Genomic DNA, 1,846 nt, shown 5'->3' with positions numbered 1-1,846 from the left:
GCAACGGTCCGGAGCAGACCGACCCGTCCGGCAAGCCGCGCAAGCGACTGCCCAGTTGGGACGACGTGCTCTTCGGCAGCGCGCCGCAGCGCGAGTCTTCCTGAGTTTCGCGCCACGCCCGCCGGTGGCAGGGTGTGGGAATGGACTTCACGAACCTGGGCCGCACGGGCCTGACGGTTTCCCGCGTGTGTCTCGGCACGATGAACTTCGGACCGAAGACCACCGAGGCCGACAGCTTCGCCATCATGGACCGCGCACTCGAGCACGGCGTCAACTTCTTCGACACGGCCAACGTGTACGGCTGGAAGCTGGGCGAAGGCGTCACCGAGCAGATCATCGGCCGCTGGTTCGCCCAGGGCGGCGGCCGCCGGGACAAGGTCGTGCTGGCCACCAAGGTCTACGGACGGATGGGCGAGTGGCCGAACAGCAGCGGCCTGTCGGCCCGGCACATCATCCGGGCGTGCGAGGACTCCCTGCGCCGGCTCGGCACGGAGACGATCGACCTGTACCAGATGCACCACATCTCCCGGACGACCCCGTGGGACGAGATCTGGCAGGCGATGGAGCTGCTGGTCGCCCAGGGCAAGGTCGTCTACGTGGGCTCGTCGAACTTCGCGGGCTGGCACGTGGCCGCGGCCCAGGAGTCAGCGGCCCGCCGGGGTTTCCTCGGCCTGGTGTCCGAGCAGTGCCTCTACAACCTGGTCGCCCGGGGCCCGGAGCTGGAGCTGATCCCGGCGGCGGAGCATTACGGCCTGGGCATCATCCCGTGGTCGCCACTGCACGGCGGCCTGCTGAGCGGGGTGCTGCGCCGCCTTGCCGCGGGCGAGGCGAGCCGGGCGAAGGAAGGCCGCGCGGCCGAGGACCTGGCGAAACACCGGGACTCGATCGAGGCGTACGAGAAACTCTGCGCGGACCTGGGCCACGAGCCGAGCAACGTAGCGCTGGCTTGGCTCCTCTCCCGCCCGGGCGTGACGGCCCCGATCATCGGCCCACGCACCCTGACCCAACTCGACGGCGCGGTGACCGCGGTGGACATCGACCTGGACAAGGCGACGCTGGCCAAACTGGACGAACTGTTCCCGCCGCAAGGCAAGGGCGGCCCGGCTCCCGAGGCCTGGGCCTGGTAGCTCGTCCGCGGACTCAGAGAAGCCAGTTGGTGAGCCGTTCGTAGCTCGGGTTCGGACCGAGGTGGCTGCGGACCAGGAAGAGCTCGCGCACCGGCCACGTCGGGCCGGTGTATTCGTTGAGCTCGGCCCGGTCCGCATCCAGGTCGGCGCGGGGGATGCGGTTTCCGGGCCGCGCGATGGTGAGGTGGGGCTTCCACGGACGCTCGTCGTAGGGGAAGCCCGCATGCTTCAACTCGCGCCGCAACGCCTTGTGCAAGGTCCGCATGGGATCAAGGTCGCCGGTCACGCCGACCCACATCAACGTGAACGCACCGCGCCCGAATCGCCCACCGCCGGCGAGCGCCAACTCCGGCACCTTCGGCCGCGCCGGGTCCCCGGTGGCGGCCCTGCGTGGATCCGCGGACACCACGTCCTGGCCTCCCCGATCACCGCCCGCCACCCCGCGACCCGCGGTGCGGGCACCAGCCAGACCGGATGCGATCGACCCGCCGCCTCCCCCGCCAGACGCAGTCCGTACTTCGCCTACCTCACCAGGCGCGATCGGCCGGTCCGGCACCTGGCGGGGCTCAAGGGACGCCCGCCGTCGCGGCTCACCGCGGCCGCGGACGGCTCGGTCGCCGTCGTCCTCTCCCGCGCGGACGCGGGCGGCTCGGCGGGCGGCCCGGGCCGCGAGCGGGGAATTGCGGTCCACCCCCTGCCCCCCCGCCTGCTCAACGGCG

At 71.7% G+C, this 1,846-nt stretch carries 2 protein-coding genes; one reads left to right on the top strand and one right to left on the bottom strand.

Translation table 11 applies throughout. From position 1 onward, the window contains the following. Nucleotides 1-140: 140 nt before the first annotated feature. Entirely contained in the window at nucleotides 141-1,127 is a 987-nt protein-coding gene (locus AB0H87_RS41475; RefSeq protein WP_360159260.1) for an aldo/keto reductase, read from the top strand. A 13-nt stretch (nucleotides 1,128-1,140) separates the two neighbouring features. On the opposite strand, the gene AB0H87_RS41470 is transcribed toward AB0H87_RS41475, so the two are convergent. Then, nucleotides 1,141-1,473, bottom strand: coding sequence for a 2'-5' RNA ligase family protein (locus AB0H87_RS41470; protein WP_360159257.1), 333 nt, complete (start codon nucleotides 1,471-1,473; stop codon nucleotides 1,141-1,143). Nucleotides 1,474-1,846 lie beyond the last annotated feature (373 nt).

Source organism: Asanoa sp. NPDC050611, assembly GCF_040654855.1.
Lineage (GTDB): Bacteria > Actinomycetota > Actinomycetes > Mycobacteriales > Micromonosporaceae > Asanoa.
The sequence above is the reverse complement of the archived record's forward strand: the minus strand, read 5'-3'. Positions and strand labels throughout refer to the sequence as shown.

Excerpts from the sequence above, each read along its gene's own strand:
- AB0H87_RS41475 (WP_360159260.1), top strand. The coding sequence starts at position 141 with ATGGACTTCACGAACCTGGGCCGCACGGGCCTGACGGTTTCCCGCGTG.